Source organism: Kitasatospora sp. NPDC094016 (genome assembly GCF_040304045.1).
Lineage (GTDB): Bacteria > Actinomycetota > Actinomycetes > Streptomycetales > Streptomycetaceae > Kitasatospora.
In genome coordinates, this window is sequence record NZ_JBEOUK010000075.1 from 1 (window position 1) to 21,464 (window position 21,464).

Consider the following 21,464-nt stretch of genomic DNA (forward strand, 5'->3'; position numbering starts at 1 on the left):
GGGCGGGGGGGGGGGTTTTGCCTTGGTCCTGTGGCCGCCCACCCCCCCCGCGGGGGGGCACCCCCCCCCCGCCGGGGCGGGCCGCACCGCGGTGCGGCCGGCCAGGGCTTGCGGCGCGGAGCAGTCGCCGGAGCGGCACCCCGATCGCACGGGCGATCGCGCTGAGCTGGTCGAGCGTGGGCAGTTCCTGCGAGCGCGGGGATTGCCCCGGCATTGGGTGAGCAGCGGTCTGACTTGCCGCCGGCCCCGCCTCCGGGATTGCCGCAGAAGAACCGACCAGATGGCTGTGGACCGGTATTAATCGGTTGGTATAGGGGTGAAGTGCCCGGTGGGGGGCCTGTTTTCAGATGTGCGGTGCTCTGGGAGCATGGTGCGATGGATCATCGGCAGATAGTCAGTTCCGGCTCGCCTCTCGAACCTCGGATCGGGTTTTCCCGGGCAGTCCGCAAGGGGTCACACGTTGCAGTCGCGGGGACTGCTCCCATCGGGGACGGTGGGACGACCGTGGGGAAGGGCGATGTGTACGCCCAGACGGTCAGGTGTCTGGATATTGCGGAGGCCGCGCTGAAGGAGGCGGGGGCGTCGTTGGGGGACGTTGTGCGGACCCGTCTCATGCTCACTGATGTGACGCGCTGGGAGGAGGCCGCGCGAGCGCACGGGGAGCGGTTCGCGTCGGTCCGCCCGGTCTGCACCGTCGTCGAGGTCTCACGTTTCATCGATCCCGAATGGCTCGTTGAAGTGGAGATCGACGCCGTCCTCGACTGATTCCGAAGAGCGCTGGTCGCGGCCACACGTGGGTGGCTGCGACCAGCGCTGTGGTGTCTCGTGGCGGGTGGGTGTGCCGTGCCGCGCTACGAGGCGGGGTGGTGGTGGCGGGTGTCGGCCAGGCCCTGCCAGCGTTCCGCGATGTCGGCGGTGCCTGCGGGGAGGTCGAACTGGTCGAGGATGCGCATGACGATGTGGTCGACGAGGTCGCTGATGCCGTTCGGGGTGTCGTAGAAGGCCGGCATCGGCGGGACGATGCGTACGCCCATCCGGGAGAGCGCGAGCATGTTCTCCAGGTGGATCTCGTTGAGGGGCGTCTCCCGGGGCGCGAGGACGAGTGGGCGCCGTTCCTTGAGGGTGACGTCGGCTGCGCGGGCGATGAGGTTGTCGGCCATGCCGTGCCGGACGGCCGCGAGCGTCTTCATGCTGCACGGGACGATGGCCATGCCAGCGACCGGGTAGGAGCCGGAGGAGATGGTGGCGCCGAGGTCGCCGAACTTGTGTGTCACGTCGGCGAGTTCGGCGAAGTGTCGGGCGCTGTAGGGCGTCTCCGCCTCGATGGTGGAGCGGGCCCAGGTGCTCAGGACGAGGTGGGTCTCCACCTGCGGTACCTCGCGCAGGACCTGGAGCAGGCGGACGGCGATCGGGGCGCCGGTGGCGCCGGTGACTCCGATGACGAGGCGGGTGGTGGGGGGTGCGGCGGACACATTGTGCTCCTGGCGTAGGGGGCGGGGCCGTAGGGGGAAGGGCCGGAGGGGGAAGGGCCGGAGGGGGCGGGGGATTGCTCACCGCCCTCGGCGGGCTACAGCGCCAGGACGCCCGCCCACCGTTCGCGCAGCCGCTCGCGGGTGGCCTGGTCGACGCGGTTGGCCGGCGGGTACCGGTCCTTCCACGCGAACGGCTTGCACGCGTCGATGAGCACGATGCCCATCGACAGGTCGCCGGCGGCGAGTCTGTCGGGTGCGAGCCGGGGGTCGATGGCGGTGGTGGGCGCGCGCAGGACCTGGATGGACTCGGTCGGGTGGACGCGCGTGAACATCGCCCACAGGACGTGGTTGATGTCGGTGATGTCGATGTCCTCGTCGACCACGACGAAGTACCGTTCCATGCCGCCCGTGCGCTTGCGCCCGGCCGCCGCCAGCAGCGCGTGCATGGCGTCCCCCGCGCCGGTCTGCTCGATGGAGACGACCATCAGGAGCTGCCGGGCGTAGGCCCACACGCCCTTGACGTTCTGCACGCCGGACGCCTCCAGGTGGTCCCAGGTCAGCGACGCCGAGTAGAGCGGAACGGCCTGGTCGCCGGCCGGGATGGTCGGCAGCATCGGCGGGGCGCCCAGGATGATCGGGTCGTCGCGGTGCAGGATCCGGGTGACCCGGACGACGGTCTCCTGACCCGAGTGCGTGTAGTAGCCGGTCCACTCGCCGAAGGGGCCCTCCAGGACGGACTCCTCCTCGACCGGCGGCAGTTCGCCCTCGATCACGATCTCGGCGTGTGCCGGGATCGGGAGCTCGCTGCCCGGCGCGTACAGGACCTCGACGCCCTCCCCGCGCAGTCCGCCCGCCAGGTCGTACTCCGACATCCCGGACGGCGCGGCGATCGCCGCGGCGGTCGACAGGATCGGGTCCTGGCCGACGACCACGGCGATCGGGCAGGTCTGGCCGCGCGCCCAGTACTTCTCGGCGATCGCCTTGGCGTGCCGGTTGCCGAGCATCCACAGCGACAACCGGTCGCGGCCCTGGACGCAGGCCCGGTAGGTGCCGACGTTGACCCAGCCGCTGTCGGGGTCACGGGTGATCACCATGCAGGCGGTGCCGATGTAGCGGCCGCCGTCCCTGTCGTGCCAGCGCGGGGTGGGGAAGATCCCGAGGTCGACGTCCTCGCCGACCAGGACGTTCTCCAGGACCGGGCCGGTGGCGACCTCCACGGGAGGAACGGGCTCGATCCGCTTGCTGAGGTCCTTCCAGGCCCGCACGATGTCGAGCGCAGGGGTGTCGTGCGGCAGCCCGAGCGCCACCGCGGTGCGGGCGGGCGTGCCCATGAAGTTGGTGAACACCCGGTACCCCGCGGGGAATCCCGGAATGTTGTCGAACATCAGGGCGGGGCCTTCCCGCTCCGCCAGCAGTTCGGTGATGCCTCCGATGTCCAGGTCCCGGTCGGCCCCGTCGATCCGGAGGACTTCGCCTCTCCCGAGGGCCTCGGTCAGGTGGTCGATGTAATGCCGGAGATCACGAAATGCGCCCATCTGCTGTCGGGGAGCCGGGTGGTGTGCCCGGGTCTCCCCTCCTCCTCTTCCTCGCGTTCCTCGCGGTCGGCGGCCGAGCCTCGGCGCGGCCGTCACGGGGGCCGCAGTTCCGCGCGGACAGGTGCCGCGTCGGCCTGCGCACCGATGATCCGGATCGGCCGCGAGCAGGCGCAACGAGTCCGGGCGTAGGCGCCGGATACCGCCCCGGGTAGGGTCTGGATCCGTGGAATCCCTCAATCTCCGGCTGATCCACGCCCTGCAGATCGACGGGCGCGCCCCCCTGCGCCGGATCGCTTCGGTGCTGGGCGTCTCCGAGCAGGTCGTCGCCCGCCGCTACGCCGCGCTGTGCGAGAGCGCCGGGCTGCGCGTCATCGGCCGGCTCAACCCCCGGCCCGTCGGGCAGACCGTGTGGGCGCTGCGACTGCAGTCCGCCCCCGGCGCTTCGCTCGGCCTGGCCCGGGCCCTGGCCGCGCGGGAGGACACGCGGTGGGTCCAGCTCGCCTCGGGCGCCACCGAGATCATCTGCCACCTCGTGGCGCACCGGGACCGCGCCCAGGACGCGCCGGTGCAACTGCTCGACCGGCTCCCGGGGGTCACCTCGATCACCGCGCAGCGCGTGCTGCGGCTGTTCAAGGGCGGTCCGACCACCTGGGGCGCCCTGACCTGCGCGCTGGACCAGGAGCAGCGGGACGCGCTCGCCCCCGCGTTCCCGCCGCCTGCCTTCCCACCGCCGAGGCTCCCGCCGTCCGACGCCCGGCTGTCGTCGGCGTCGCCGTCGCTTGAGCCCACCGGTCTCACCGAGCTCACCGACCTCGACCACACGCTGCTCGCCGCGCTGGCCCGCGACGGCCGTACGACGTACGCGGCGCTGGCCGCCGAGGCCCGCTGCCACGAGTCGACGGTGCGCCGCCGGATCGCCCACCTGCGCGCGGCCGGAGCGCTCTTCTTCGTCGTGGACGTCGACGAGCGGCTACTGGGCAGTCCGACCACCACCGCCATCTGGATGTCGGTGCGGCCCTCGCACCTCGCCGCCGTCGGCGCGGCGCTGGCCGACCACCCCGAAGTCGCCTACGCCGCCGCCACCACGGGGCGGACCAACCTCCTCGCCGCCGTCCTCTGCCCCGATGACGAGTACCTGTATGACTACCTGACCGACCGTCTCGGCGCCCTCCCGGGCATCGACACGGTCGAGACCGCCCCGATCGTCCGGACCCTCAAACGCGTCGGCACTGTCGGCCGCCACCGGAACCGGCCAGCCGGCACCCGGCGCGGCTGAGGCCTCGCCGGGAAGCGACGGCCGATGGTCGACGGGCACGCGTGGATGCGGGACGATCCGCGCAACGACGAGCGACGGCGGGGAGTTCGATGATTACTCAGGGCGCGAAGATCACGACACGATGCGCGGACTGCGGCGGTGCGCTGGTCCGCGACGTCGGCCAGTTCCTGGACCGCGGACGGCTGTGCTGGGGTATCGAGGCCTCCTGCCGGACCTGCCCCGCGGCCTGGTGCGAGGAGGACGGGGACGGGCCGACACCCGAGGAGATCCGCCAGGCGCTACTGGCGGAGCACGGACCGGCGCGCCTCTACCTCGTACGGCCCGAGTTGAGCCTCGTGCCGGTGCTGCGAGCCCTGCGCGCGGCCCACGGGCTGTCGCCGGCGCAGGCGCGGGCGATGGCTGTCGAGCTGAGGACGGCCGGGCTGGCGGGCACGCTCGTCGAAGTGGAGTTCACGGCCGCCGCCCTCCGGGACCGCTCAGTCGCGGTGACTGTCGAGACGTCGGCCGGCCGACCGCCCGGCGAGCCGTCCAGAACGGCCTGGGCGGCCCCGATCGAACGGAGGCCGCCCGGGCCGTGATCTCCCGCGTCTCCCGCAGCTCCCGTTCGGACCGGGGCCCGGGGGAGGAGGGGGAGGGACTGCTACTACCCCACTACCTGGACCTCGTCGGCCTGGAGCCCCTTCTGGCCCTGGACCGCCACGAAGGTCACCTTCTGGCCCTCAACCAGGGACTTGAAGCCGTCTCCCTGGATCGCCCGGAAGTGAACGAACAGGTCCGCTCCGGACTCCGGGGTGATGAAGCCGTAGCCCTTCTCGTCGTTGAACCACTTCACCGTGCCGTTCTGCCGCTCTGCCACAGCCACTCCTGTTTTCCGAAGATCGAGGATCTACGAGACGCAACAGGCCGATCATGACAGGGCTCGGGGCCTCGGCGGGGCCGTAACGCGAAGTTGGTCGGCCGCTGCGGCGCGTAGCCACCCGGACCGGTGACGGCAGCACAGGTGCCGCACGTGCCGGAGGCGCGGCAACCGTCCACCGTCCACCGTCCATCTGCACGGACGTGATCGGGTAGCCCGGCGGGCCGGCCTGAGTACCTGTACTCAGGCCGGCCCGGTCGTGCCGCCGGAGCATGGAGGCATGCACACAGCAGCAACACCGAGGATCGGCATCACCGCCGTCGGCTCCCACCTGCCGGCCCGCCGGCTCACCTCCCAGCAGCTCCAGGACGAGGTCACCGCCGGCGGCCGACTCGCCCTTCCGGAGCGGATGTTCGAGAAGGCGACCGGTATCCGCACCCGGCACTTCGCCGCCGACGGCGAGTACGCCTCCACCCTCGCGGTCGGCGCCGCCCGACGTGCCCTCGCCGCCCGCGCGCTGCGCCCGCAGGATGTGGACCTGCTGCTGTTCGCCTCCGCCACCCGGGACGTGTGCGAGCCCGCCACCGCCCACATCGTGCAGGCCGAACTCGGCACCCGTGCACACGCGTTGGACGTCAGCAACGCCTGCAACAGCTTCCTCAACGGGATCGACCTGGCCCGCGCGATGATCCTGGCGGGCCGGGCCCGGCGTGCCCTGGTCGTCACCGGTGAGACGCCCAGCCGGGCCATGCTGCGCACGCCGTCCTCCCTGGCGGAGTTCCGGGACGGCTTCGCCGGCTACACCTTCGGCGACGCCGGGGCGGCCGTCGTCGTCGAGGCCGTGGAGCGGGGCGGAATCCTCGACGTCGGGACGGAGACGGCCTCCGAGCACTGGCCGGCCGGCGGCATCCTCGGCGGCGGCTCCCGCCACCCGCGCGGCGACGAGTACAGCTACTTCCGGGGCGGCGGCAAGGAACTGCGCGGCATCTTCGAGGAGATCGGCCCCGCCGCGCTGGCCCGGCTCGCCGCCCGCACCGGCCTGGGCTGGGACGACTACGCCCGGGTGCTGGTGCACCAGGTGACGATCCCCTACCTGGAACGCTTCGTCGAGCTGACCGGGGTGCCGGCCGGGAAGCTGGTCCTGACCGTGCCGGAACTCGGCAATGTCGCCAGTGCCACGCTGGGCGTGCAACTCGACCGAATACGCGGCACGTTGGCGCCCGGCGAGAAGGTGCTGCTGATCGGGCTCGGCGGTGGCGTCAGCCTCATGACCATGGTCTGGGAGGCCTCGTGAGGACCGACCTGTGGGTGGTGGTCCCCGCCTACCAGGAGGAGGCCCGGATCGAGGGCGTGCTGCGCGCCCTCGCCGCCCAGCGCGACCGCGACTTCACCCTGCTCGTCGCCGACAACGGCTCCACCGACGGCACCGTCGCCCTGGCGCGCGCCTTCGCCGCCCGCGCGCCGTTCCCGGTCGAGGTGGTGGTCGAGCGGGAGAAGGGCGTCGGCTCCGCGGTGGACACCGCCTTCCGGTACGCCATCGCCCACGGCGCCACCCTGCTCGCCCGCACCGACGCCGACTGCCTGCCCGAACCCGGCTGGACGGCCGCGGCCCGGGCGGGGCTGGTCGCCTCCGGCGGGCTGGTCTGCGGCCGGGTCACCGCCCGCCACGACGAGCACGGCCCGGTCGGGCGCGCGGTGTTCCTGGCGCTGGTCGCGCTCGGCGCCTTCTTCGGCCGGATCCGGCCCGCGCACCGCCGTCGACACGGCTACCTGACCCCGTACCGGATGCACGCGGGCAACAACATGGCGGTCACCGCCGAGCTCTACCTCGCCGTCGGCGGCATGCCCCGGCGGCCCTCACCCACCGACCGGGCGTTCCTCAACAGGGTCCGCCGGCACACCACGGCGGTGGTGCGCCGCCGCGACATGGTGGTGCAGAACTCCACCCGGCGCATCCGCGCGTACGGCGTGGTGGGCACCGCGCGCTGGTACCTGGAGCGCGGCGCGGGGCCGCGCGCCGTCGACGTGCGCTGACAGCCCGCCCGCGCCCTGCGCCCTGCGCCCCGCGCGCTGCGCGTCCCGCCCCGCGCGCCCTACGCGCCCCGCGCGCCCTACGCGCCTCGCTCCCCACGCCCCGCGCCCCGCGCCACGCTCCCCACGCCACGCGCCCCGCTCCCCGCTCCCTACCAACCCTTTCCCGACCGGACCCGCTCCGCGCCACCCCGCAGCCCGCCGAAGGACCCCGCCATGCTCGACCGGCTCACCCATGCCCTGCGCACCGACCACCCCGACCGGCCCGCCGTCCTGCGCCACACCCGCCCGGGCACCGTCCGCCCGGTGCTCCGCCGCGGCGAACTCGCCGACCTGGCCGACGGCTACGCCGCCGCGCTGCACGCCCACGGCCTCGGCCCCGGCGACACCGTCGGCGTCGCCGTCCGGCCCGGGCCGCGCGCACTGGCCGTCATGCTCGCCGCGCACCGGCTGGCTCTGCGCATCGCCGTCCTCGACCCGACCGCCGGGCCCGACGTGCTCGCCGCCCGGCTCACCCTGGCCCGCCCCGATCTCGTCCTCGCCGACGCCGCCGCCCAGGCGGTGGCCGGCTGGGCCGGGCCGCTCGCCCGCCGAGCGGACCTCGCCCTGCCCCGCCTCACCGCACTCGGGCCGGTCGCCACCCTGGGCCGCCGCCTGCCCGGCTGCGCGCCGCACCTGCGCCCCGGCGGCGCGACCCCGCCCGCCCGGCCCGACGGCGGCCCGGAAGCGGACGCGGTGATCGTCTTCACCTCCGGCACCACCGCCCGCCCGCGCGCCGTCGTCCACACCCGGGACGGGCTGGCCGCCGGGCTGCGCACCGTCGCCGACCTGGTCGACCCGCGCCCCGGGACGGTCGTCCTCGGCGGGACGTTCTTCGTGCTCGTCCCGGCCCTCGCCGCGGGCGCCGCCGTCGTGCAGCCCGCCCGCCGCCCCGCCGCGCTCGGCCGCCAACTCGCCCGCCTCGACCCCGCCCACACCTACCTCACCCCACCACAACTGCGCGCCGCCCTCGCCGCCGGGGCCCGCTTCACCGGCCGGGTCTGGACGGGCTCCGCCCCCGCCGACGCCGCCCTGCTGCGCCGGGTCAAGCAGTCCGGCGCCCACCAGGCCTGGAGCGTCTACGCGCTCACCGAACTGTTCCCGGCCGCCGCCGTCGAGGAGGCGGACAAGAGCGCCCACGACGGGGACGGCGACCTGGTCGGAGCTCCCCTGCCCGGCGTCCGCGCCCGGATCGCCACCGGCGGTGAACTGCTGCTCACCGGCCCGGGCGCCCGCCACCGCTACCTCGGCGAGGACCCCGACCCCTGGGTGCGCACCGGCGACCGCGCCGCGCTCACCCCCGGCGGACGGATCGTCCTCGCCGGCCGCCTCAAGGACATGGTGCTGCGCCGCGCCGAGAACATCTACCCCGGCCTGTACGAACCGGCGCTGCACCTGCCGGGCGTCGAACTCGCCGTCCTGGTCGGCATTCCGGCGGGGGACGGCGACGAGCGGCTGGTCGCCCTCGTCCAGCCGGCGCCGGGCACCGACCCGCGGCGCCTGCGCGAGGCCCTGCGCGGGCCGCTCGACCGGATGGCAGCGGCCCGGCCGGACGCCGTCCTGTTCGGCGAGGTCCCGCTCGCGGGCCGCTCCCGCAAGCCCGACCGGGCGGCGGCCGCCGCGCACTGCGCACGGGAGCTGGCCCGGTGACCGACCCCATGACCGCACAGCCGCCCGCACCGGCCTTCCCGCCCGCCGCCGCCCGCCGGGCCCGCCGCCGGGACCGCCGGGTCTACCTGCGCAGCCACCCCCTGCTCTTCGCCCTGCTCGCCGCCACCCGCCGCCGCCCGGTGGTCCGGCTCGGCCGCACCGTGCTGGTGCACGGCACCGACGCCTACCGCGAAGCGCTCACCAAGGTCCCGCTGGACCGCACCGCACCGGGCACCACCGGCGGCGCAGCGGCCGAACTCACCGTCGGCGGACTGCTGTTCGACCAGGACGGTGCCGAACACCGCAACGCCCGCCGCGCCCTGGCCGGCGGCCTCGACACCGCCGCACAGCAACGGATCCGCCCGCACTGGCAGGCCGTGCTCGCGACGCGGGTCCCGGACGTGGCCGCAGGCGAGCTCGAACTCGTCGCACTGGCCCGAGAGTTGGCCGGTGTCACGGCCGCCGCCCTGACCGGCGCGCAGTCCTGCCCGCACCGCCTCGCCCACGCCGCGGCCGAAGCCGCCGCCCACGCCGCCCGCGACCACCTCCCCGGTCCCCGCCGCCGCGGCCCGGACGCGGCCGCCGCCACGGTCGCCGCCGCGGCCCGGCTCGCCGCCCTGCTGCCCGACGCGCCCGACGCGCGTGACGCCATGGTGGCCGTCGCCGCCGTGAACACCACCGTCGCCGCACTGCCCCGGGCCGTCGCCTGGTGCGCCGACGCCGGGCTCTGGCCGACCGTGAGCGAGGCGACCGCACCCGGCCTCGCCGCCGAACTCCTGCGCCTGACCGCCCCGTCCCCGCTGCTGCCCCGGGTCGCCGCCGCCGACACCACCCTCGCCGGGCACCCCGTACGGGCCGGCGACCGGCTGGTCCTGGTCGCCCGGCACGCCGCCCGGGCCCACCGTCGCAGCCCTGCCGAAGATCCGGCCGCCACCCAGGCCGTCTTCGGCGCCGGCCCGCACGCCTGCCCCGGGGCCGGCCTGGCCCGCACCCTGCTCGCCGACCTCCTCCTGGGGCTCGCCCCCCACCGCCCGGTCGTCACCCGCGCCCGGGTCGACCGCCGCAGCGCCCTGCCCGGCTACGCCGAACTCACCGTCCGACGGGGAAGATCCTGATGCACCTCGCCATCACCGGCGCCACCGGCTTCTGCGGCGCCCACCTCGCCCGCACCGCCGCCGCCCTGGGGCTCGAAGTCTCCTGCCACGGCCGCCGCCCCGGCCCGGTCGGCCACCACCGCCCCTGGGACGCCGCCGAGGGCGAGCCCGACTTCACCGGCGCCGACCTCGTCGTCCACTGCGCCGCCGCCGTCGCCGACCTGCCCCCGGGCGATCCCGCCGAAGCCCACCAGCACGCCGTCAACGTCACCGGCACCGAGCGCGTCCTGCGCGCGGCCGCCGGCCGCCCCCTCGTCCACGTCAGCAGCGCCAGCGTCTACGACCCGCGCACCGCCACCCCCGCCGTCACCGAGGACCACCCCACCGCCGCCGGCCACCTCAACGCCTACGGCCGCACCAAGGCCGCCGCCGAACGCCTCGCCCTCACGGCCGGCGCCGTCGTCCTGCGCCCCCGCGCCGTCTACGGCCCCGGCGACCCCCACCTCGTCCCCCAACTGCTCGCCCGCGCCCGGCACGGCCTGCTCCCGCTGCCCGGCCGCGACATCCCGCTCAGCCTCACCGCCGTCGCCAACCTCACCGACGCCTGCCTGTCCGCCCTCGGCCTCACCGGCACACCGCCCTGGCCGCCCGGCGCCTACAACATCGCCGACGCCACCCCCTACCGCCGCGACGACGCCCTGCGCCACGTCCTCGCCGCCCACCGCGTCCCCGCCCGCATCGCCCACCTCCCCGCGCCCCTCGCCCGCCTCGCCGCCCGCACCACCCGCATCCCCGGGCTCACCCCCTACACCGTCGACCTCCTCACCCGCAGCGTCGTCCTCGACCTCACCCGCGCCCGCACCCAGGGCTGGACCCCCACCCGCACCCTCACCGACTACCAGGGGTCCAGAACTGGCGACCTCGCGTAATCGGCTGTCGTGTATTCCTCGTGTGCTGAGGGCTCGGGGTCACCGTGAGTGGTCGCCGGGGGCATGGTGGCGCCAGGTTCCTCCGGCCTCTTCGGCGAGGCGGGCTGTGGTGTCGTCGTTGTAGCCGAGCATCCGGGCGATCACCGAGGCCGGGGCCTGGAGGACAAGGTGGCGGATCGCTGCTGTGCGTCCTCGCTGGATCGGGAAGCCCAGGTGCCGGAGCCGAAGTTCCAGAGTGCTCGGGGTCATGGGCTGCCCGGCCCGGCGGCCGGGGAAGAGCCATCGGGCGTCGGGGTTCGTCGCGGTCATGGTGTTCGGTCGCTGCCCCAGGTAGTCCAGCAGCATCCCGGCGAAGGGGGCCGGGACGGGTGACGGCGCGCTGGAGTTCGCCGGCGGCGGCGAGGGTCTGCACCATGAACTTCACGGTGGACAGGAGTTCGCCGGTGCGTCCGGGTTCATTGGACGTCCGACCCGCCTGTCGTCAAACGATCGTCTGACGACAGTCAGGTGACGCGTCTGCTGGAACTCTGAAATCCAGGGGTCTGTAAGGTTCGACGGGTCATTCTCGCGGTCCTCCAGGCTACGGTCCGCCGGCAGGACGAGCACCATGTCAGCGCGCTCACACCTCGATCATGATCTTTGTCGGCGCCGACCGCCGCACTGGCGTCCAGCGTCGGGTCGGGAGTCTCGTGCAGGGCCGTGGCAGGGCCTCCCCGTGCGGGGGAGGCCCTGTCGGTCGACGGACGGGTCAGGTGCAGTTGATGAGGAGTCCGGTGGTGGCCTTGCAGGTGCGGGAGGCTGTGTCGTTGGCGGGGTTGGGGTCGGTGGGCACGCTGGCGGTGCGGGTCGCGGTGACCGTGTAGGGAGTGCCGAGGCTGAGAGAGGCGACGGGCACGGTGATTCGGCGGGTAGTGCTGGCGCCCGGGGCGAGGTCGATGGCAGCGCAGGTGGCGGTGCCCGGGGTGACGGTGCAGTCGGGGCTGGCCGGGCCCGTGCCACCAGGCAGGTTCACGGTCACCGTGGCCGAGGCGAGGGTGCGGGGGCCGTGGTTGGTCAGGGTGACCGTGTAGTCGATGCGCCCGTTGACCAGGTCGGGGCGGGGGGTGGCGGTGAGTTCCACGCCGAGGTCGGCGGTGGGCCGTTCGGCGATGACGACGCCGGCGGGGGTCTTGCCCACGGGGATGCCGTTGGTCGTCTGGGTGGTGGTGTCGATCACGGAGACGGTGGCCGAGTTGCCGTTCGTGGCGTAGACCTGCCCGCCGTCCGGGGTCACGGCCACCGCGGTGGGCGTGTCGCCGGAGGCGGTGTCCGCGCTCACGGTGTTGGTTGCGGTGTCGATCGTGGCGACGGAGGCGCCCCAGCTGCGGGCCACGTAGACACGGCTGCCGTCCGGGGAGGCGACGACGCCGTACGGGCGGTCGGTGAGGGGGATGGACGCGGACACGGTGTTGGTGGCCGTGTCGATCACCGCGACGGAGTTGGCGAAGGGCCGGGTGACGTAGGCGCGGCTGCCGTCGGGGGTGAAGGCGACGCCCTGGGGGAATCCGCGGACGTTGACGGTGGCGCTCACGGTGTTGGTTGCGGTGTCGATCACCGAGACGGAGCGGTCGTTGTAGTTGGTGACGTAGGCGCGGCTGCCATCGGGGGAGACGGCGACGTCCTGCGGGGCGCTGCCGACGGCGATGGTCGCGGTCACGGTGTTCGTGGTGGTGTCGATCACCGTCAGTCGGCTGGTGGCGCTGCTGACGACGTAGGCACGGGCCTGGTGGGGCGAGACGGCGACGCCGTTGACACCGCCGCCGACCGGGACAGTGGTGGTGACCGCGCGGGTGGAGGTGTCGACGACCGATACGGTGCCGTCGTTCCCGTTGCTCACGTAGAGGCGGGCTCCGTCCGGGGTGGCGGCCACGCCCTTGGGGCCGTCGCCGACCGGGAAGGTGGAGAGGACGGCCCGGGTGACGGTGTCGATCACGGAGACCGTGTCGTCGCTGTAGTTCGTCACGTACGCGAGCGGCGCCTCGGCCGCGATCCGAGGCGCGGACGCGGCGGGAGCCGCGTGCGCTGCCGGGGAAACGGCCGCCAGAGAGGCCACGGCCAGGCCACATGAACCGACGGCCGCGAGGAGTCGGCGGCCCGGCTGCTTCCGGGGGGACCGGTCAGATGTACTGGACAGACGCATAGGGGGTGCTTCTCCCATCAGGCCCGGCGCAGGAGGCGCGGGGCGATCAGCCGGTCTGCTCCCCGGTCTCGACGAGGGGAGCAGTCGTTCCGTCAGGGTCCTGGAGATGGCGACCGGGGAAGCTCGGCGCACCGTCACGAGGACGTCCTGGGAACAGATGCCAGCTGATCAACGCGGGAGGCGACGGCGGCGTCACGCGGAACCAGGGCAAATGATCAAGCAGTGAGCGGTCGCCCTTGGCTGCCCGGTTTTCGGCGGCCTCGCCCTCGTCCTCGGCGAGCCCGATCTCCACCAGATAGGCGGGCAGTTTCTCCTCCACGATCTCCCACGCGAGCAGCTGCTTGGACCAGTCCCCGTACTCCTTCGATCCGGCCACCGCCACATCCCCGGTGCGCAGCTCCTCAGCGAGGTAGGTGAAGACCATCGCCTCGAAGTGCCGGCGCACGAACTGCCCCGGCCGCGTCCGGTCGACCACGGCCTTCTGCCGGGGTCCAGAACTGGCGACCTCGCGTAATCGGCTGTCGTGTATTCCTCGTGTGCTGAGGGCTCGGGGTCACCGTGAGTGGTCGCCGGGGGCATAGTGGCGCCAGGTTCCTCCGGCCTCTTCGGCGAGGCGGGCTGTGGTGTCGTCGTTGTAGCCGAGCATCCGGGCGATCACCGAGGCCGGGGCCTGGAGGACAAGGTGGCGGATCGCTGCTGTGCGTCCTCGCTGGATCGGGAAGCCCAGGTGCCGGAGCCGAAGTTCCAGAGTGCTCGGGGTCATGGGCTGCCCGGCCCGGCGGCCGGGGAAGAGCCATCGGGCGTCGGGGTTCGTCGCGGTCATGGTGTTCGGTCGCTGCCCCAGGTAGTCCAGCAGCATCCCGGCGAAGGGGGCCGGGACGGGTGACGGCGGGTCGCCGAGCCGGATGAGGACTTCGCCGTCCTCGTGCCGGACGTCGTCGGTGCCGAGCCGTGCGATCCGGGTGAGCGGCTGCGCGTAGAGGAGGACGAGCACGGCAGCCACGCGGTCCTGGAGCGGGACATCGTCGTGGTCCGCGAGCTGTCGCAGCAGCGCGAGCCGCTGATGCTGGGCGATTGGAGCGGGATTGCTCGTCGAGCGGTGAGGGACGGTGACGGCGGGCATCTGCTTGGACCGCATGGCCCAGCGGAGGAAGGCGTGGGTGAGGCGCCGGGCGGAGAAGCCCCGCAAGAGCGCGCTGGCCCTGGAGCAGGCCATCAAGGAGCGGATGCCCGAGCGCACGCTGCTGGGCATCGTGGCCCGCACCGCGTACTGGATCGAGTGGTGGCACCGGTTCGGCCCGGCCTCCGGCAACGACCCCAAGCTGAAGGACCCCTTCGGCCGGTACGTCATCACAACCTTCGTGAAGGGCACGAACATGACGTACGCCGAGGCGGCCCGGCACATCGCCGGCGTCTCCGGTCACGAGCTGTCCGTCGCGGCCCGGCGGCACGTGACCACCGCGAAGCTGAACGAGGCGATCGGTGACGTGGTGGACCGGCACGCCCAGCTCGACCTGTCCCGGGCGTGGGGCAACGGCACCACCGCGGCGGCCGACGGCACCCACATGGACACCTACCTGGACAACCTGCTCGCCGAGACGTCCGTGCGGTACGGGGCGGTCGGCGGCATCGCGTACCACCACGTCTCGGACCTGTACATCGCGCTGTTCACGCACTTCGTGCCGTGTGGCGTGTGGGAGGCCGTCTACATCATCGAGGGCCTGCTGAAGAACACCTCCGAGGTCAAGCCCACCACGATCCACGCGGATACCCAGGGCCAGAGCTACCCGGTCTTCGCGATCGCGCACCTGCTCGGCATCGACCTGATGCCCAGGATCCGCAACTGGAAGGATCTGCTGTTCTTCCGCCCCTCCCGTACCGCGCAGTACGAGCACATCGACGCCCTGTTCGGCGAGGTGGGCCGCAACGTCATCGACTGGACCCTGATCGAGAACCACTTCAAGGACCTCATGAAGGTGATCGTCTCGATCGGCGAGGGCGCGATCTCCTCCGTGACGCTGCTCAAGCGGCTTCGCTCCGGCTCGCGCCGCAACGCGACCTACACGGCCTTCCGTGAGGTCGGCAAGGTGATCCGTACCGTCCAGTTGCTGCGGTATCTGTCGGACGCGCCGCTTCGGGCGCGGGTGACGGCGGCGACCAACAAGGTCGAGGCGTTCAACGGCTTCTCCGACTGGGTGCGCTTCGGCCAGCACGGCACGGTGGCGGCGAACGATCCGGTCGAGCAGGAGAAGGAGGTGAAGTTCACCTCTCTGCTGGCCAACCTGGTGATCTTCCACAACACCTTGGACATCGCGGATGTCGTGCGCCAGCTGCAGGCGGAGGGATGGATCGTCGACCCGCTCGACCTCGCGCAGATTTCCCCGTACCTGACCGAGCACATCAAGCGGTTCGGCGAGTACTCCACCCACGAACTCGGTATCACCCCCGACGACTACGACGCCCGCTTGGACGTCGACTTCAGCGTGCTCGGCGACGACGAGAAGGCGGCAGCAGCATGACGGACAAGCCGGCGGGGAAGCCCGGCCGACCCGCAGCGGTGATGCTCGCCGAGGCGTACCCCGCGGTCGCGGCGACCTGGCACCCGGAGCGCAACGGCTCGACGACCCCGGAGCGGATCGCGGCCAAGGCGACGTTCGAGGCGTGGTGGCGCTGCCCGGCGGGCCACGAATGGCAGGAGAAGGTCGGCGCGCGGACGGCAATGGCGAAGTGGAAGAACGGCGACGTCGCCGCCTGCCGGCAGTGCACCGGCTTCCGTGTTCCGTACACCTACCCCGTGTGCGGGTGCACCGTGAAGGTGACCGCCGAGGTCGCCGAGCGGCACCGGGAGAGGGTCCATCCCCGCTGCTTCAGCTGCCACAGCAAGTGGTGGCGTGAGAACGAGGCCAAGGTCAAGGCCGAGATGTCGAAGGCCGCGAAGGGCTCCTCGGCGAAGGTCGGCGAGCTCCTCGACAAGGTGCCCCTGCCCGCCGACGTCCCGCCGGCGCTGGCCGCCGAGTGGCGGTTCTGGGCGGCCAAGACACTGCAGGGCGCGTTCGGGGCCGAGGCCGCGCTGGCGGGCCGCCAGGGCGAGGTGAACGCGGCGCTGGTCCGGGTGACCGCCCAGGCCGCCGCGATGCTGCCCACCAAGGCGGAGGCTGGACGAGCCGCTACGGCCGCCTGGACACCGTCATCCGCCAGCTCGGCGCGGCCGACATCGTCGTGGAGATCGACTCCGCGCCCAAGGCCTCCTCCGCCGCCAAGCTCGCCTTCGCCCGCGACGCCGGCGCCGTCCCGATCTGGCTCCGCTTTGGCAAGGGCAACATCGACGCCCCGGACGGGGTGGCCGTCATCGACCTGCGCGCGGTCATCAGCGGCATCCAGAACACGGCCGCCGAGCCCGTCGAAGAAAGAGAAGGCGCGGACATCACCGAGCGCGTACAGCGTGCGATCCCCGAACTGGATCACTGCACGTACTACGAACTCGACTACCGGGGCGAGATCCTGTGCGTCGCCGTCGACTTCAGCCTGCGCGGCGTGTGGGCACTGCGAAAGGGCGACATCCATGGGGTCAGCCCCGACGACGATCCCGAGTTGACCGCTCTCCTGCTCCGCAACGGGATCCGGCTCTCGCCCGGCGCCGGACAGGTGGGCTGCTGATCGTGGGTCAGTGCCGGAGGGCTGCGTGGCGCATGTCCGCGAGCGCGGTGGCCAGGCGGGCGGAGCTGACGGCGGCCGCGAGGTCGGTGACCTTGTCGTAGGCGTGCTCGGCGGCCACGAGGTGGCGGGCCGCCTGCCGCTCGTCGCCGCCAAGGGCGTGGGCCTGGGCGCGCACGGCGGCGAGCATCGCCCGCGCGGCGGCGGGCAGGCGCCCGTCCACCCGGCCGACCAGTTCCAGAGCCCGCTCGGGGCGGCGAAGGTGGATCTCCTGGCGGGCGGCGTTGGTGGCCAGATGGCACAGCAGACCCGCGTCGCCGTGCTCGTGGCCGGCGGTGAGGCCGAGCTGGAAGAGCGGGCGGGCCTCGTCGAACAGGCCGGCGTCGAAGGAGGACCAGGCGGTCAGGTTCGCCAGGCGGGCGATCGTGCCGAGCAGGGCGGCGCGCACGGCCGGGCTGGTCGACGCCTCGGTGAGTGCCACCGCGGCCTGCAGCTCGCGCAGCGCGAAGTCGCGCACGGCCCGGCCGCCCGCGGCCCGGTCCCAGTGCTCCAGCACGCTGGTGCGAGAGGCGATGGCCCGGACGTCGCCGATGCGCAGGCGCGACAGGGGCGGCGCGGGCGGCAGCAGGGCGACCAGGGCTGCCTGGAGAACGTCTCGGCGGTTCGAGGAACTCACCTCATCGGGGTGTTCGCGGTGGTGGACCTGCTTGGCGATCAGGCCCAGCTCGGCCGCCGTCCCCGCCCCCAGCACGACGCAGAGGGCCTGCCGGTAGTGCTCGTGCGGCCAGGTGATGAGGCCACGTTCTATGCGCGAGACGTAGCCGGCGTCAAACGACGATTCCCGTCTGGTGACCGCCTCGACCAGCGCGCGCACCCGCTCGGCGACCTGGCTCTGCGTCAGGCCCAGCGTGAGCCGCGCGCGCTTGAACAGCACGTTCGCCACGATGCCCGCCCCCAACCCTCGGTCCAGGCAGAGAGCTCAGCGTACCGAGACGGCCACGGACTGCCTACCGATCTGCCCTGCCGCTGTCACCCGATCCGGTGGTCTCCTGGACATGCCCCACCCGCCACCAGGCACCGGCCGACAAGCAACAGCGGAACGGCCGCCTAGGCCGGGCCGGAGCCGTACAGTCCTGGCCATGACGACCGACACCACCACCGCGTCGTGGCGCGAGATCGAACGCACCACCGTATTCAGCAAGTTCGGCCGGTCCGTGGACCGCGTCGAGTTCGAGCTGCCCGACGGCCGGAAGGAGGAGTTCTACCTCAAGAGCGAGCGCCCGGCCGGCGCGGTACTCGCCCTCACCACCGACCGGCAGGTCATCCTCGCCCGCCAGTACCGGCCCGGCCCCAACCAGGTGCTCTACGAGCTGCCCGGCGGCTTCCTGGAACCCGGCGAGGAAGCGCTGGACGCCATCGCTCGGGAGTTGCTGGAGGAGACCGGCTACCAAGGCGAGGTCCACGCCGCCGGACCGTACTGGCTGGACGCGTACTCCAACGCCCTTCGCTTCGCCTTCTTCGCCACCGACTGCGTCAAGGTCGCCGAACCGACCCCCGAACGCAACGAGTTCATCGACGTCGTGACCCTCGACCTGGCGGAGTTCCGCGCGCGCGTGCTCCGCCGCGGCCAGATGACCGACACCGCCGCCGCCTACCTCGCCCTGGACGTGCTGAACCTCCTGTGACCCAGGGGCGGGCAGGTGCGGCACCCCACGCTCACCCACCCGCCACCCGGGAGGACCCCCCGTGACCGAACGGAGCACCACCGACACCACCGCCCCGTACTACAGCAGCACGCTCGTCTCCCTTCCCGCCCGCGCCGTCGCCCTGGTGCTGGCCGGCGGCAAGGGCAGCCGGCTGCGGGCCGCTGCCGACGCCGAGCTGCACCGCACGCCGAAGGTTCTGGTGCCGATCGACACCGACACCGGCCGCACCCCGATGCTCGGCCACGCGCTCACCCAGCTCACCACCGCCGGGTTCCGCCGAATCGCCGTGCTCACCAGCACCGACCCCGCCACCGGCGCCGAAGCCGTCGAGACGTACGCCCTCGCCCACCCCTCGGCCCGGCAGGCGGAGCTGACGATCCACCGCGAACAGCACCCGCTCGGCACCGCCGGTGCCGCCTACGCGGCCCTGGCCCACCTGCCCGACACCCCGGCCGCGGTGGTGCTGCCCGCCGACACCCTCTTCCCCACCGCCCTGCTGCCCTCCGCCGTCGCCGAGCACCGCTCCCGCCCGGTGGCGGTGACGTGGACCGTGACCACCGCGCCCGGCCGCTCGGCCCAGAACGCGGGCCGGCTCTTCCTCGACCCCGACGGCCAGCACGTCGTCCACGCCCTCGAAGGCGTGGACGCCACCTTGCCGGCCGGGAGCCGCAGCGGGCTGCGGCAGGCCACCAGCACCGGCGCCGTCATCATCGCCCCCGCCCCGTTCCGGGCCCTGTTCGAGGAGTACGCCCGGCGCCTGGCCAACCCCGGCGAGGCCGACCTGTACCGGCAGTTCATGCCCTGGGCGATCAGCCAGGGCCACCCGGTCGGCGCCTTCGACATCCGCACCGCGGCGCCCGACCTCGGCACCCCGGACCGCCTGGCCGCCTTCGGCCGCACCGCCTGAGAGGGGATCAACCGCTGTGCCCACCACCACCTCGCCCGTACTGACCGAGCAGCAGGCCCGCCACTTCCGCGACCTCGGTTACCTGCGCCTGCCCGATGCCGGTCTGCCCCAGCGACTCCTGGACGACGTCGCCGAGGCCGTCCGCGCCCGCGCTGCCCGCCTCCCGGCCGGGCAGGCCAAGGTGTACCGGCTCTACCAGCACGACCGCGCCCTGGTGCACCGCCTCGTCGCCCACCCCGCCCTGACCGGGCCGCTCACCGCGCTGCTCGGCCCGAACGTGGTCTACGTCCTCAACCGGCACAACCAGGGCTCCCTCAATGCCCCCGGCGCTCACAAGGTGCGGCTGCACCGCGACATCCTCCAGCCCACCCGCGGCCTGCTGACCGCCGTCGTGTACTTCGAGGACGCGACCGTGGAGACCGGCTGCACCTGGATCGTCCCCGGCTCCCACCGCGCGCCGTACGTCGGCGTCCCGCAGCCAGACGGTGGCGGCACCTGGATGGACGAGCACCCCGAACTCGCCGACCTCGCCGACCAGGCCGTGCCAGTGCCGGTCCCCGCCGGCGGCGTCCTACTCTTCGACGGCACGCTCTTCCACACGGTGGGCCCCAACACTGGAGGAACGACCCGCACCAGCGCCGTCCTCGGCTACCGCAGCGCGGACGAGCTCGACGCCCACCCGGACCTTGACCGGCAGGTCGTCGTCGCCGGCGCCCAGCTGTACCGGGGCAACGACCGGCCGAACTGACGCAGCGCCTGGCGAACACCTGTCCAGGAGGGTTCGACCGAACCACCTCCGTACCGATGATCCGACCTGAGCATCCGCCGGTGGTCGGATCATCGGCACGTCGCACTGCCGGAGCGACTTAACGATCTTCAAGAAACCATCGTTTGTTGAAGATCTCCGCGCAGGCCGCCGGAAGGACCCCAGGGCCTTAAAAAAACTCCTTCAAAAACCCAGGTGGTTCAATAACCCCCCGACCACCGTTTTCTGACAGGATTTCGTGCGTGAGCACGCCACTTGAAGACGCCCAGTTCGAACTCCTGGTCGCCGAGCCCGCCGTCCGTACCGAGATCCGCATCGGATACGCACGGGTGTCCACCGGCGGACAGAAGCTCGACCGCCAGCTCGACGCCCTCAACGCGGTCGGCTGCCGCCGGATCTTCGCCGACAAGAAGTCGGGGAAGAACGACGCCCGGCCCGAGCTGAAGGCGTGCCACGCCTTCCTCGCCCCCGGCGACACCCTGGTGGTCCCCGCCCTCGACCGCTACGGCCGCTCCCTCCAGGACCTGATCGCCATGGTCGGCGAACTGCGCAAGCGCGAGATCGGCTTCACCTCGCTGCACGAGCGCCTCGACACCACCACCCCCGGCGGCCGGCTGGTGTTCCACGTCTTCGCCGCCCTCGCCGAGTTCATCCGCGAGCTGATCGTCTCCGGCACCCGCGAGGGCCTGGCCGCCGCCCGCGCCCGCGGCAAGGTCGGTGGCCGACCCACCGTCGTCAACCCCGACATCATCCGGGCCGCCCGCGACATGCTCCCCAACCCCGAGAACTCGATCACCTCGATCGCCAAGCTCCTCGGCGTCAGCCCCGGCACCCTCTACAACCACATCCCCGACCTGCAAGAACTCCGCGCCAGCCGCATCCTGGCCCAGCTCGAAGCGGGCACCCGGTGATCCCCGGCCCGCACCGCCTCAAGGGCGGAGCCCTCCAGCTCGGCGCCGACGAGCCCGGCCTAGCCGGACCCTTTGGAACCTGGACCGATCAGCACGACAACGAGAGCGAGCCCGACCCGGCCGAGGACGCCGACACCGAACCGCACTGCTGACGCAGCAAGATCATTCCACTGCCCCTTTTGGGCTCACCTTGGCTGGACCCCTACCACCCCTGACGCCGCCGTGTCCCCCCGTGGCCGGCGGTTTCCAGCTGCCGTTGCCGCCGTCCCGCTCCGTGTTGCCGGCGGTCGGCAGCAGACGCATCGGTGTCGCACAGGTCGGACGGCCCATCGGGTGCGGGTCGGTGGCGCACCCCGCCACAAGCGTCGGTCCCGGCTCCCCGCGAGCGGGGCCGCCTACATCGAGTGCGATGACGTGCTTCACGGAGGACAGTTTCCCTTGGTCGGGTCGAAGAGGTCT

General features: G+C 73.0%; 24 protein-coding genes and 1 pseudogene. 16 read left to right on the plus strand and 9 right to left on the minus strand.

Annotated elements, in window-relative coordinates:
• The first annotated feature begins 375 nt into the window (after positions 1-375).
• Positions 376-765, plus strand: a complete 390-nt coding sequence (locus ABT015_RS36625) for a RidA family protein (protein WP_350887280.1) — start codon at positions 376-378, stop codon at positions 763-765.
• Positions 766-851: 86 nt separating this feature from the next.
• Here ABT015_RS36625 and ABT015_RS36630 read toward each other — a convergent pair whose 3' ends face one another.
• Together ABT015_RS36630 and ABT015_RS36635 are read right to left on the minus strand one after the other, a co-directional pair.
• Entirely contained in the window at positions 852-1,472 is a 621-nt protein-coding gene (locus ABT015_RS36630; RefSeq protein ID WP_350887283.1) for a UbiX family flavin prenyltransferase, read from the minus strand.
• Positions 1,473-1,567: 95 nt separating this feature from the next.
• The gene (locus tag ABT015_RS36635) at positions 1,568-3,007 is read right to left on the minus strand and encodes a UbiD family decarboxylase (RefSeq protein WP_350887286.1); all 1,440 of its coding nucleotides are present in this window, start codon (positions 3,005-3,007) and stop codon (positions 1,568-1,570) included.
• 223 nt (positions 3,008-3,230) lie between these two features.
• On the opposite strand from ABT015_RS36635, the gene ABT015_RS36640 reads away from it, so the two are divergent.
• On the plus strand, positions 3,231-4,283 hold the full coding sequence (locus tag ABT015_RS36640; RefSeq protein WP_350887289.1) for an Lrp/AsnC family transcriptional regulator: 1,053 nt from the start codon (positions 3,231-3,233) through the stop codon (positions 4,281-4,283).
• Positions 4,284-4,372: 89 nt separating this feature from the next.
• Positions 4,373-4,861, plus strand: a complete 489-nt coding sequence (locus ABT015_RS36645) for a hypothetical protein (RefSeq protein WP_350887291.1) — start codon at positions 4,373-4,375, stop codon at positions 4,859-4,861.
• Between the two features lie 65 nt (positions 4,862-4,926).
• On the opposite strand, the gene ABT015_RS36650 is transcribed toward ABT015_RS36645, so the two are convergent.
• The gene (locus ABT015_RS36650) at positions 4,927-5,139 is read right to left on the minus strand and encodes a cold-shock protein (RefSeq protein ID WP_350887294.1); all 213 of its coding nucleotides are present in this window, start codon (positions 5,137-5,139) and stop codon (positions 4,927-4,929) included.
• A gap of 280 nt (positions 5,140-5,419) precedes the next feature.
• Here ABT015_RS36650 and ABT015_RS36655 point away from each other — a divergent pair, with 280 nt between their 5' ends.
• The 5 genes from ABT015_RS36655 to ABT015_RS36675 all read left to right on the plus strand — a co-directional run bounded on the left by ABT015_RS36655 (position 5,420) and on the right by ABT015_RS36675 (position 10,882).
• The gene (locus ABT015_RS36655; RefSeq protein ID WP_350887296.1) at positions 5,420-6,433 is read left to right on the plus strand and encodes a 3-oxoacyl-ACP synthase III family protein; all 1,014 of its coding nucleotides are present in this window, start codon (positions 5,420-5,422) and stop codon (positions 6,431-6,433) included.
• Entirely contained in the window at positions 6,430-7,173 is a 744-nt protein-coding gene (locus tag ABT015_RS36660; RefSeq protein WP_350887299.1) for a glycosyltransferase family 2 protein, read from the plus strand. Before ABT015_RS36655 ends, ABT015_RS36660 begins: the two co-directional genes overlap by 4 nt.
• A gap of 213 nt (positions 7,174-7,386) precedes the next feature.
• Complete coding sequence (locus ABT015_RS36665) at positions 7,387-8,859, plus strand: class I adenylate-forming enzyme family protein (protein WP_350887301.1); 1,473 nt, start codon at positions 7,387-7,389, stop codon at positions 8,857-8,859.
• Positions 8,856-9,974 (plus strand): cytochrome P450 family protein, encoded by a 1,119-nt coding sequence (locus tag ABT015_RS36670; RefSeq protein WP_350887304.1) that lies wholly within the window; start codon positions 8,856-8,858, stop codon positions 9,972-9,974. Before ABT015_RS36665 ends, ABT015_RS36670 begins: the two co-directional genes overlap by 4 nt.
• Positions 9,974-10,882, plus strand: a complete 909-nt coding sequence (locus ABT015_RS36675) for an NAD-dependent epimerase/dehydratase family protein (protein WP_350887306.1) — start codon at positions 9,974-9,976, stop codon at positions 10,880-10,882. Before ABT015_RS36670 ends, ABT015_RS36675 begins: the two co-directional genes overlap by 1 nt.
• Before the next feature lie 39 nt (positions 10,883-10,921).
• On the opposite strand, the gene ABT015_RS36680 is transcribed toward ABT015_RS36675, so the two are convergent.
• The 4 genes from ABT015_RS36680 to ABT015_RS36700 form a co-directional block, all read right to left on the minus strand.
• Positions 10,922-11,227, minus strand: a complete 306-nt coding sequence (locus tag ABT015_RS36680; protein WP_350887308.1) for a hypothetical protein — start codon at positions 11,225-11,227, stop codon at positions 10,922-10,924.
• 403 nt (positions 11,228-11,630) lie between these two features.
• Positions 11,631-12,884, minus strand: a complete 1,254-nt coding sequence (locus ABT015_RS36690; RefSeq protein WP_350887310.1) for a cytochrome D1 domain-containing protein — start codon at positions 12,882-12,884, stop codon at positions 11,631-11,633.
• 223 nt (positions 12,885-13,107) lie between these two features.
• On the minus strand, positions 13,108-13,536 hold the full coding sequence (locus ABT015_RS36695) for a hypothetical protein (RefSeq protein WP_350887312.1): 429 nt from the start codon (positions 13,534-13,536) through the stop codon (positions 13,108-13,110).
• A 78-nt stretch (positions 13,537-13,614) separates the two neighbouring features.
• On the minus strand, positions 13,615-14,199 hold the full coding sequence (locus ABT015_RS36700) for a site-specific integrase (RefSeq protein ID WP_350887314.1): 585 nt from the start codon (positions 14,197-14,199) through the stop codon (positions 13,615-13,617).
• 22 nt (positions 14,200-14,221) lie between these two features.
• Here ABT015_RS36700 and ABT015_RS36705 point away from each other — a divergent pair, with 22 nt between their 5' ends.
• The gene (locus ABT015_RS36705) at positions 14,222-15,580 is read left to right on the plus strand and encodes a Tn3 family transposase (protein ID WP_350887317.1); all 1,359 of its coding nucleotides are present in this window, start codon (positions 14,222-14,224) and stop codon (positions 15,578-15,580) included.
• Between the two features lie 41 nt (positions 15,581-15,621).
• A pseudogene (locus tag ABT015_RS36710) lies at positions 15,622-15,819 on the plus strand (zinc-ribbon domain-containing protein); the annotation flags it as partial.
• A gap of 29 nt (positions 15,820-15,848) precedes the next feature.
• Here ABT015_RS36710 and ABT015_RS36715 read toward each other — a convergent pair.
• Complete coding sequence (locus ABT015_RS36715; RefSeq protein ID WP_350887337.1) at positions 15,849-16,205, minus strand: hypothetical protein; 357 nt, start codon at positions 16,203-16,205, stop codon at positions 15,849-15,851.
• A gap of 75 nt (positions 16,206-16,280) precedes the next feature.
• On the opposite strand from ABT015_RS36715, the gene ABT015_RS36720 reads away from it, so the two are divergent.
• Positions 16,281-16,718, plus strand: a complete 438-nt coding sequence (locus ABT015_RS36720; protein ID WP_350887340.1) for a hypothetical protein — start codon at positions 16,281-16,283, stop codon at positions 16,716-16,718.
• A gap of 7 nt (positions 16,719-16,725) precedes the next feature.
• On the opposite strand, the gene ABT015_RS36725 is transcribed toward ABT015_RS36720, so the two are convergent.
• On the minus strand, positions 16,726-17,649 hold the full coding sequence (locus tag ABT015_RS36725; RefSeq protein ID WP_350887320.1) for an NsdA family TPR-like regulatory protein: 924 nt from the start codon (positions 17,647-17,649) through the stop codon (positions 16,726-16,728).
• Between the two features lie 205 nt (positions 17,650-17,854).
• Between ABT015_RS36725 and ABT015_RS36730 the strand changes: the two genes are divergently transcribed.
• The 5 genes from ABT015_RS36730 to ABT015_RS36750 all read left to right on the plus strand — a co-directional run bounded on the left by ABT015_RS36730 (position 17,855) and on the right by ABT015_RS36750 (position 21,157).
• Entirely contained in the window at positions 17,855-18,400 is a 546-nt protein-coding gene (locus tag ABT015_RS36730) for an NUDIX hydrolase (RefSeq protein WP_350887323.1), read from the plus strand.
• 61 nt (positions 18,401-18,461) lie between these two features.
• Positions 18,462-19,328 carry a nucleotidyltransferase family protein gene (locus ABT015_RS36735; RefSeq protein WP_350887326.1) on the plus strand — a complete coding sequence of 289 codons (867 nt, stop codon included), beginning with the start codon at positions 18,462-18,464 and terminating at the stop codon, positions 19,326-19,328.
• Positions 19,329-19,344: 16 nt separating this feature from the next.
• Positions 19,345-20,076: a phytanoyl-CoA dioxygenase family protein gene (locus ABT015_RS36740; protein WP_350887329.1), complete on the plus strand. Its 732-nt coding sequence runs from the start codon at positions 19,345-19,347 to the stop codon at positions 20,074-20,076.
• Between the two features lie 260 nt (positions 20,077-20,336).
• Complete coding sequence (locus tag ABT015_RS36745) at positions 20,337-21,005, plus strand: recombinase family protein (protein WP_350887332.1); 669 nt, start codon at positions 20,337-20,339, stop codon at positions 21,003-21,005.
• Positions 21,002-21,157, plus strand: coding sequence for a hypothetical protein (locus ABT015_RS36750; protein ID WP_350887334.1), 156 nt, complete (start codon positions 21,002-21,004; stop codon positions 21,155-21,157). The genes ABT015_RS36745 and ABT015_RS36750 overlap by 4 nt, the downstream gene beginning before the upstream one ends.
• Positions 21,158-21,464: the final 307 nt, after the last annotated feature.

What these genes read in the sequence shown, in the direction of transcription:
- ABT015_RS36625 (WP_350887280.1), top strand. Translation starts at nt 376, where the DNA reads ATGGATCATCGGCAGATAGTCAGTTCCGGCTCGCCTCTCGAACCTCGG.
- ABT015_RS36635 (WP_350887286.1), bottom strand. Translation starts at nt 3,007, where the DNA reads ATGGGCGCATTTCGTGATCTCCGGCATTACATCGACCACCTGACCGAG.
- ABT015_RS36645 (WP_350887291.1), top strand. Translation starts at nt 4,373, where the DNA reads ATGATTACTCAGGGCGCGAAGATCACGACACGATGCGCGGACTGCGGC.
- ABT015_RS36655 (WP_350887296.1), top strand. Translation starts at nt 5,420, where the DNA reads ATGCACACAGCAGCAACACCGAGGATCGGCATCACCGCCGTCGGCTCC.
- ABT015_RS36665 (WP_350887301.1), top strand. Translation starts at nt 7,387, where the DNA reads ATGCTCGACCGGCTCACCCATGCCCTGCGCACCGACCACCCCGACCGG.
- ABT015_RS36675 (WP_350887306.1), top strand. Translation starts at nt 9,974, where the DNA reads ATGCACCTCGCCATCACCGGCGCCACCGGCTTCTGCGGCGCCCACCTC.
- ABT015_RS36680 (WP_350887308.1), bottom strand. Translation starts at nt 11,227, where the DNA reads ATGCTGCTGGACTACCTGGGGCAGCGACCGAACACCATGACCGCGACG.
- ABT015_RS36700 (WP_350887314.1), bottom strand. Translation starts at nt 14,199, where the DNA reads ATGCGGTCCAAGCAGATGCCCGCCGTCACCGTCCCTCACCGCTCGACG.
- ABT015_RS36730 (WP_350887323.1), top strand. Translation starts at nt 17,855, where the DNA reads ATGACGACCGACACCACCACCGCGTCGTGGCGCGAGATCGAACGCACC.